This is a genomic window from Micrococcus sp. HMSC31B01 (assembly GCF_001816085.1).
GTDB classification, from domain to species: Bacteria; Actinomycetota; Actinomycetes; order Actinomycetales; family Micrococcaceae; genus Micrococcus; species Micrococcus luteus.
Genome location: NZ_KV825479.1, coordinates 1 through 8,683, shown reverse-complemented (window position 1 = coordinate 8,683; position 8,683 = coordinate 1). Strand labels below are relative to the sequence as shown.

The 8,683-nt window shown below is 74.3% G+C and carries 8 protein-coding genes; all 8 read right to left on the bottom strand.

Annotated features, from left to right (window positions below; translation table 11 throughout):
- Positions 1 to 42 precede the first annotated feature (42 nt).
- Positions 43 to 1,548, bottom strand: coding sequence for an Asp-tRNA(Asn)/Glu-tRNA(Gln) amidotransferase subunit GatB (gatB, locus tag HMPREF3105_RS12520; RefSeq protein WP_060973929.1), 1,506 nt, complete (start codon positions 1,546 to 1,548; stop codon positions 43 to 45).
- Positions 1,545 to 3,161 (bottom strand): Asp-tRNA(Asn)/Glu-tRNA(Gln) amidotransferase subunit GatA, encoded by a 1,617-nt coding sequence (gene gatA / locus HMPREF3105_RS12515; RefSeq protein ID WP_180971849.1) that lies wholly within the window; start codon positions 3,159 to 3,161, stop codon positions 1,545 to 1,547. The genes gatB and gatA overlap by 4 nt, the downstream gene beginning before the upstream one ends.
- A gap of 8 nt (positions 3,162 to 3,169) precedes the next feature.
- Entirely contained in the window at positions 3,170 to 3,466 is a 297-nt protein-coding gene (gene gatC / locus HMPREF3105_RS12510; protein ID WP_002854348.1) for an Asp-tRNA(Asn)/Glu-tRNA(Gln) amidotransferase subunit GatC, read from the bottom strand.
- Positions 3,467 to 3,670: 204 nt separating this feature from the next.
- Positions 3,671 to 4,195, bottom strand: a complete 525-nt coding sequence (locus tag HMPREF3105_RS12505) for a GNAT family N-acetyltransferase (protein WP_070709921.1) — start codon at positions 4,193 to 4,195, stop codon at positions 3,671 to 3,673.
- Entirely contained in the window at positions 4,192 to 4,674 is a 483-nt protein-coding gene (locus HMPREF3105_RS12500; RefSeq protein ID WP_070709919.1) for a hypothetical protein, read from the bottom strand. Before HMPREF3105_RS12500 ends, HMPREF3105_RS12505 begins: the two co-directional genes overlap by 4 nt.
- Positions 4,671 to 5,588, bottom strand: coding sequence for an inositol monophosphatase family protein (locus tag HMPREF3105_RS12495; RefSeq protein WP_070709917.1), 918 nt, complete (start codon positions 5,586 to 5,588; stop codon positions 4,671 to 4,673). Before HMPREF3105_RS12495 ends, HMPREF3105_RS12500 begins: the two co-directional genes overlap by 4 nt.
- Positions 5,585 to 7,978 (bottom strand): NAD-dependent DNA ligase LigA, encoded by a 2,394-nt coding sequence (ligA, locus tag HMPREF3105_RS12490; RefSeq protein WP_070709915.1) that lies wholly within the window; start codon positions 7,976 to 7,978, stop codon positions 5,585 to 5,587. Before ligA ends, HMPREF3105_RS12495 begins: the two co-directional genes overlap by 4 nt.
- A gap of 40 nt (positions 7,979 to 8,018) precedes the next feature.
- Positions 8,019 to 8,683 (bottom strand): PP2C family protein-serine/threonine phosphatase (locus HMPREF3105_RS12485; RefSeq protein ID WP_070709913.1); only part of this gene is annotated, 665 nt, incomplete at its 5' end.

Below are 8,683 nucleotides of genomic sequence, written 5' to 3'. Positions count from 1 at the left end.
CGGGCCCTCACCGCCCTGGGCGGCTGAGGGCCCGCGCGGTCGTCAGGACACGCCCAGGCGCTCCAGCACGATCTCCCGCACCCGGCCGGCGTCGGCCTGCCCGCGGGTGGCCTTCATGACCGGGCCGATCAGGGCACCGACGGCGGCCATCTTGCCGCCCTTGATCTTCTCGGCCACGTCCGGGTTGGCGGCGATCGCGGCGTCGACGGCCTCGGTGAGCGCGCCGTCATCGGACACCACGGCCAGGCCCTTCGCCGAGACGACCTCCTTGGGGGCGCCCTCGCCGTCGGCCACCAGGCCGAGCACCTGCTTGGCGATCTTGTCGTTGATCGTCTTCGCGGCGATCAGCTCCTCGACCTCCACCACGTGCGCCGGGGTGATCCCCAGCTCGGCGACGGCGACCTCACGGGCGTTCGCCAGGCGGGCGATCTCGCCCATCCACCACTTGCGGGCGGCCGCCGCGGAGGCGCCGGCCTCCACGGTCGCGACGATCTCGTCCAGGACGCCGGCGTTGACGACGTCGCGGAACTCCTCGTCCGAGAAGCCCCACTCGGCCTTGAGCCGCTTGTTCCGCACGGCCGGCAACTCGGGCATGGCCGCGCGCACGCGCTCGACCCACGCGGCGTCCACGTGCACGGGCACGAGGTCCGGCTCGGGGAAGTACCGGTAGTCGTCCGCGTCCGACTTCGGGCGACCCGAGGTGGTGCTGCGGGTGTCCTCGTGCCAGTGGCGGGTCTCCTGCGTCACGGTGCCGCCCGCGGCGAGCACCGCGGCCTGGCGCTGGATCTCGTGGGTGACCGCGTGCTGCACGGCGCGCGTGGAGTTCACGTTCTTCGTCTCGGTGCGGGTGCCGAACTCGGTGGCGCCCTTGGGCATCAGCGAGACGTTCGCATCGCAGCGGACGTTGCCGCGCTCCATCCGCGCGTCGGAGATGTCGATGGCCTGCACGATGTCCCGGATCGCGGTGACGTAGGCGCGGGCCAGCTCGGGGGCCCGCGCGCCGGCGCCGACGATCGGCTTGGTGACGATCTCGATGAGCGGCACGCCCGCACGGTTGTAGTCGACGAGGGACGCGGAGGCGCCCTGGATCCGTCCGGAGCCGCCCACGTGGGTGAGCTTGCCGGCGTCGTCCTCGAGGTGCGCGCGCTCGATCTCCACGCGGAAGACCTCACCGTCCTCCAGCTCGACGTCCAGGTGGCCGTCGAAGACGATCGGCTCGTCGTACTGGGAGGTCTGGAAGTTCTTCGGCGTGTCCGGGTAGAAGTAGTTCTTCCGCGCGAACCGGCAGGTCTCGGCCACCTGCGCGTCCAGGGCCACGCCCAGGCGGATCGCGTACTCCACGACCTCGCGGTTGAGCACCGGCAGGGTGCCCGGCAGGCCGAGGTCGAGCGGGGTCACGTTGGTGTTCGGCTCATCGCCGAACGCGTTGGGCGCCGAGGAGAAGATCTTCGTGGCGGTGTTCAGCTCCACGTGCACCTCGAAGCCCAGCACCGGGTCGAAGCGCTCCATCGCCTCCGCGAAGTCCATGGTCTGTTCTGCGTGGCTCATGCCCGGCCTCCTGCCGTGGTCGCGGTGGTGGCGCGCTGCGCGCCCTTCTCCAGCTCGGGGGCCTCGGCCCACACCGGCCCGCCCCGGCGCTGGGCCACGAGGCGTTCGAGCGCGGCGCCGGCCTCGTACAGGCGGGCGTCCTCGCGCGCCGGGGCCATCAGCTGCAGGCCGTAGGGCAGCCCGTCGACGACGCCGCCCGGCACGGACATGCCCGGGATGCCTGCGAGGTTGGCCGGGATGGTGGCCAGGTCGTTGACGTACATGGTCATCGGGTCGTCCGTCTTCGCGCCCAGCTCGAACGCCGGGGTCGGCGCGGTGGGCGTGAGGATGACGTCCACCTGCTCGAAGGCGCGGGCGAAGTCCTCCTGCACGAGCGTGCGGACCTTCTGCGCGGAGCCGTAGTAGGCGTCGTAGTAGCCGGCGGACAGCGCGTAGGTGCCCAGCATGATGCGGCGCTTGACCTCGGCGCCGAAGCCGGCGGCGCGGGTGGCGCCCATGACCTGCTCGATCGTGCCGCCGCCGTCGGGCACCACGCGGTGGCCGTAGCGGACGCCGTCGAAGCGGGCCAGGTTGGAGGAGGCCTCCGAGGGCATGATCAGGTAGTACGCGCCGAGGGCGGCGTCGAAGCTCGGGCAGGAGACCTCCACGATCTCCGCGCCGGCCTCCCGCAGGGCCGCGACGTGCTCGTCGAAACCGGCTCGGATGCCCGGGTGGAACGCCTCCGCCGGCAGGTCCGTCACGACGCCGACGCGCAGCCCCGCCAGATCGCGGCCGCGGGCAGCGGCGGTCAGGTCCGCCGGCGCGTCGGCCAGGGACGTGGAGTCCTGCGGGTCGGGGCCGCCGATGACCTGCTGCAGCGCCGCGGCGTCGGCCACGGTGCGGGCGGCGGGGCCGATCTGGTCCAGTGAGGAGGCCATCGCGATCAGGCCGTAGCGGGAGACGGCGCCGTAGGTGGGCTTCACGCCGACCGTGCCGGTGAACGCGGCGGGCTCACGGACGGAGCCGCCGGTGTCCGAGCCGAGGGCGAAGGGGGCCAGGAAGGCGGCGACGGCGGCCGCCGACCCGCCGCCCGAGCCGCCGGGCACGCGGTCCCCGTCCCACGGGTTGCGGGTGATGCCGAACGCGGAGTGCTCGGTGGAGCCGCCCATCGCGAACTCGTCGAGGTTGGTCTTGCCGAGGATCGGCAGGCGGGCCTCGCGGAGGCGGGCCACCACCGTGGCGTCGTACGGGCTGAGCCAGCCCTCGAGCATGCGGGAGGCGGCCGTGGTCGGCTGCCCGCGGGTGACGATGTTGTCCTTCACGGCCACGGGCACGCCGGCCAGCGGGTGCAGGGCGTCGGCCTCGGGGCCGCCGGCGGCGCGGATCGCGTCCACCTCGGCGGCGACGGCGAGGGCCTCGTCCGTGTTCACGTGGAGGTAGGCGCGCACGCCGCGGTCGCCGTCGGCGTCGGCGCGCACGTCGCCGTCGTGGGCCGCGATGCGGTCCAGGTGGGCCTGGACGAGCTCCACGGAGGTGGTGGTGCCGGCGCGCAGGCGCTCGGCCATCTGCAGCGCGGTGAGCCGGACGAGCTCGTCGGCGCCGAGGGTCGCGTTCACGTCGAACGTCTCGGTCATGGGGGTGATCACTCTCCGTCCAGGATGGCGGGGACCTTGAACTGGCCGTCCTCGGAGTCCGGCGCCTGGTCGAGGGCCTCCTCCTGCGTGAGCATGCCGGCCGGCACGTCCTCGCGGAACACGTTCTCCAACGCGATGGGGTGGGACGTCGGCGTCACGTCGTCGCCCGCGGCGGCCTGGACCGCGGAGACGTGCTCCAGGATCTTCTCCAGGTCGCCGGACATCGTGTCCAGCTCCTCGTCGGTCATCCGGATGTGGGCCAGGCGAGCCAGATGCTCCACCTGATCCCGGGTGATCTCAGGCATGGATCTCCTCGTGTGACGGGTCGGGGCGGGGTGGACGACGCCGGCGCGGCGGCGGCCACATCGGAATCGAGTCTAGTGCCGGGGCCTGCCCGGCCGCCGCCACCGCTTCGAGGCGGGAGATCCACCCCACCGCGGCGCTCCGGGCCCGCATGACAGGGATTTCCCGCCCCGAATGGGGTCCCGGTGCCGATGTCCCGCCCGGGGTCAGTCCAGCGCGAGCCGGTAGACGAGGAACGGGCCGGTCTCGTCGGCCGGGTCGAGGTCCGGCACCACGTCCGCGAGGAACCAGTCCCGCTCCGGGACGCGCACGAAGCCGGCGCGCTCGTACATCCGGTGGGCGTCGGTCATGGAGGGCATGGTGGTCAGCACGACGGCGTCCACGCCCTTCTCGGCGCGGGCCCGCGCCACGATCTCGGCCAGCAGGGCGCCGCCCACCCCGCGGCGGTGGAACCGCGGGTGCACGGCGAGCATGCGGAACTCGTACTCCCCGTCGCCGGAGGTCTCGGCCAGGGGCGAGCCGGGCGGGGTGAGCACCACTGACCCGGCCACCTCGCCGTCGACCTCGGCCACGAGCACCTCCGCGCGGCCGGCCCGGTCGGCCACGTCCATGAGGGTCTTCACGTAGGCGTCGTCGGGGGCGATGTGGCCGCCGTCGACATAGGACGCCAGGGTGAGCTCGGCGACCGCCTCGTGGTCCTCGGGGCGCAGCGGGCGGACGAGGGCGCTCATGCGTCGCCTCCGGCGTGCTGGCGCAGCGTGTCCTTCAGGCGGGCGCGGGTCGCGTCCGTGGCCACGACGTAGTCGCGCCGGCGCAGCCAGGCGGTGGGCACGGCCTGGTGGGGGTGGCCGTCGCGCGCCTCGTGCAGCCCTTCGAGGAACGTCGCGGCCGCCGGCTCCTGCCAGATGTTCACCCAGTAGGCGCGCTCCCGCTCCTGCGCCGTCAGTTCCGTGACCAGCCGCCTCGTGAACGAACAGCCCGGCCGCCAGAACACGACGACGCCGCCGCGCTCGACGTGCGCCTGCGCGCCGGCGAACGGCCGCGAGCGGACCCGGACCGCCCACCGGTACGTGACCGCGTAGCCGGCCAGGACGAGCCCGGCCACGATCATGCCGACCTGCTGCAGGCGCGTCCCCGCGATCATGAACGTCAGTCCGCCGGCCACGAACAGGACCGGGTAGAACCACGGGTCTCCGACGATCCGCCTCATGCCCTCTCCCCCGTCACGGCGGCCAGGGCGGCCGCGTCCACGTCGCCGGCCACCATCCAGTCGGGATGTGCCGTGCCGTCCGCCGAGGCGGGCCGCGTCACCGCGACGCCGGCCTCCTCCGCCACCAACGCGCCGGCGGCCCAGTCGTACTCCTGCGTGCCGAACTCGGCGTACGCGTCCAGGGTGCCGTCGGCGACCATGCACAGGTCCAGCGCCGCCGAGCCGATCCGTCGCACGTCCCCGAACGCGGGCAGCAGGGCCGCGAGCGCCCGCACCTGCAGGGCCCGGCGGGCGGGGTCGTAGCCGAAGCCGGTGGCGAGCAGTCGCCCCGAGCGTCCGGGCAGGGGACCGGTGAGCCGCACGGGGGCGGCATCGCGGTCGGGCAGGTCCACGCCCGCCGTCGTCGCGTCCGCGGTGCTGAAGGCGCCCCGGCCCGCGCTCGCGAACCAGGTGCGCCCCAGCGCGGGTGCCGCCACGACGCCGGCCAGCCAGCGTTCGGTGCCCTCGGCCACCCCCAGCAGATCGGCGGTCTCGGCGTCCACCGGGCCGGTGACGGCCACCGAGGTGCAGAACTGCGGAAGCCCGCGCACGAAGTTCGTGGTGCCATCCAGCGGGTCGATGGACCAGCGGTACCCGGACGGCTCGGCCGGACGGGTGGCGCCGTACTCCTCGCCGGTGATCTCGTCCGAGGGGCGGTAGCCGGCGACGACCTCCCGGACGGCCTGCTCGGCGCGGCGGTCGTAGTCGGTGACCCAGTCGGAGCCGGAGGACTTCGTCTGCGCGCCGATCTCCTCGATGCCCAGCGGGACGGCCGGGTGGTGACCGGTCCAGCGCCGGGCCAGGACGTCCGCGCCGGCGCGCGCGGCGGCCTTGGCGACCACGAGCAGGCCCGGGACCGTGGTGCGCGCGCTCATGCCGAGGCCTCCCCCTCTGCGGCGTCGTCGGTGGCGTCGTCCGTGCCCGCCGGGCGCACGGCGTCCGGGCCACCGGCCAGCAGCGCCGTGAACCCGGCCTCGTCCAGCACGGGCACACCGAGGGACTGCGCCTTGTCCAGCTTGGAGCCGGCGGCCTCGCCGGCCACCAGGAAGTCGGTCTTCTTGGACACGGACCCGGAGGCCTTGCCGCCGCGCACGAGGATCGCCTCCTTCGCGGAGTCGCGGGAGAAGCCCTCGAGCGAGCCGGTGACCACCACGGTCAGGCCCTCGAGCGTGCGCGGGGTGGACTCGTCCTGCTCGTCCTCCATGACCACGCCCGCCGCGGCCCACCGGTCCACGATCTCCCGGTGCCAGTCCTCGGCGAACCACTCGATGAGCGCGTCCGCGATGATCGGGCCGACGCCGTCGATCTCGGCCAGCCGGTCCCGGTCGCCGGCCTCTGCCGCCGCGCGCAGCGCCGCCATCGAGCCGAACGCCGTGGCCAACGAGCGGGCCGCCGTCGGGCCCACGTGCCGGATGGACAGCGCCACGAGGGTGCGCCACAGCGGCTGGGACTTGGCCTTCTCGAGCTCGTCGAACAGGCGCAGCGTGTTGGCCGTGGGCGCGGACGGCCTCTTCGCGGTGCCGGCGGTGAAGAAGTACGGCTTGAGCGTGAACACGCCCGAGGGCACCATGCGGCCGTCCACTTTCGTGCGGCCCTCGCGCCACACGCGCACCGCGCCGAGGGAGCGCTGCAGGTCCGTCAGCCCGTCCTCGCCGCGGGGGCCCGTGATCTCCTCCGGCGTGCCGGAGGCGAGGTCGAAGATCTGCGCCTCCGCCGTGATGGGGCCCGGGCCCTCGGGCCGCACGTGTCCGTCGTGCTCGGCCGGGTCCTCGCCGGGGCCCTGGACGAGCCAGCGGGCTGCCTCCTCGCCGAGCGCCTCCACGTCGAACGCGCCGCGGCTGGCCAGGTGCTCGACGCGACCGGCCAGCTGGGCCGGGCAGGAGCGGGCGTTGGGGCAGCGCAGGTCCACGTCCCCCTCCTTGGCCGGGGCCAGCGGCGTGCCGCACGAGGGGCAGTGCGTGGGCATGACGAACTCGCGCAGCTCCCGGCCCGCCTCGATCGCCTTCTCGCGCAGCGGCAGCACGGGGCCCACGACCTCGGGGATCACGTCCCCGGCCTTGCGCACCACCACGGTGTCCCCGATCAGCACGCCCTTGGCCTTGACCACGTCCTGGTTGTGCAGGGTGGCCAGGGAGACGGTGGACCCGGCCACGGTGACCGGCTCCATCACCGCGAACGGGGTCACCCGTCCGGTGCGGCCCACCGAGACCGCGATGTCCCGCAGCAGCGTGTGCACCTCCTCCGGCGGGTACTTGTACGCCGCGGCCCAGCGGGGCACGCGGGAGGTGTGGCCGAGGTAGCGCTGGTCCGCGAACGCGTCCGCCTTCAGCACGATGCCGTCGATCTCGTGGATCAGCTCGTGCCGGCGCCGGCCGTACTCCTCGATCACCGCGACGACGGCGGCCAACGCCTCCTCGTCCGCACCCTCCACCACGCGGGTGTAGGGGCTCACGGGCAGGCCCCAGCCCGCGAGCGCGTCGTACACCTCGTGCTGGGACTCCAGTCCGAACGCCTCGACCGAGCCGATGCCGTGCACGAACATGGCCAGCGGGCGCTGCGCGGTGACGGCCGGGTCCTTCTGACGCAGGGCGCCGGCGGCGGCGTTGCGCGGGTTCGCGAACGGCGTCTGACCCTCCTCGGCACGACGCGCGTTGAGCTCGGCGAAGGCGGCGGAGGACATGAACACCTCGCCGCGCACCTCGAACTCGGCGGGCCAGCCCTCGCCGGAGAGCTCGTGCGGGATGTCCCCGATGGTGCGCACGTTGGCGGTGACGTCCTCGCCCGTGACGCCGTCGCCGCGGGTGGCGGCCTGCACGAGCCGCCCGTCCCGGTAGCGCAGGGCGACGGCGAGCCCGTCGATCTTCACCTCCACGAGCCAGCGGGGCGCCACGCCCGGTCGCACCTGCGTCAGGGCCTGCGCCGCGCGGCGGAACCAGACCTCGAGCTCCTCGACGGAGAACAGGTCCTCGAGCGAGTACATGCGGGCCCCGTGCCGGACGGGGGCGAACGCCTCCGAGACCTCGCCGCCGACCTCCTGGGTGGGCGAGTCGTTGGCCACGAGCTCGGGGTGCAGGGCCTCGAGGTCCTCGAGGCGGCGGTACAGCGCGTCGTACTCGGCGTCCGAGATCTCCGGGGCGTCCCGCTGGTAGTAGGCGGTCCGGGCGGCGCGGACCCGCTCCACGAGGTCCTCGTACTCCTCCCGCAGGTCCGCGGCGGGGATGTCCTGCGGATCGGGCTGGGCGGCGGATTCCTTGGGGGTGCTCACCCGGCCCAGCGTAGTCGGCGTCCCGGACGGCGCACCCGGGTCAGGGGATGCGCACGAGCACCGCCGTGATGTTGTCCCGGCCGCCGCGCCACAGGGCGGCGCCGATGAGCTTCTCGAGGGCGTCCTCGAGGGTGTCGGCGTCGTCGATCAGCGCGCGGATCTCCTCGTCCAGCAGCTCGCCGGTCAGGCCGTCGCTGCACAGCAGGACGAGGTCCCCGGAGGCGAGGGGGACCTCGGCCACGTCCACCGTGAGCGCCTCGCGCGAGCCGAGCGCGCGGGTGATGACGTTGCGGCGCGGGTGGACGCGGGCTTCGGCGGGGGTGAGCTCCCCCGCGTCGACGAGCATCTGCACCGCCGAGTGGTCCACCGTGAGCTGCTGGAGCACCGGCGAGCCGACGGGCCGCAGGTACACCCGGGAGTCGCCGACGTTCGCCACGGCCCAGCGGCCGCGCTCCGTGTCCAGGCAGGCCAGGACGGTCAGGGTGGTGCCGGAGCGCCCCAGCCCGGCCTCGACGACGGCGGCGTCCGCCTCGTGGATCAGGTGGCCGAGCTCCTGGGGCGTGTGGGCCGTGCCCGGGGCGAGCACCTCGGGGGCGCGGCGGCGCAGGGTCTCGATCGCGGCGGCCGAGGCCACCTCGCCGGCCTCGTGCCCGCCCATGCCGTCGGCCACGGCGGCGAGCACCAGCGGCTCCCCGACGAGGGTCC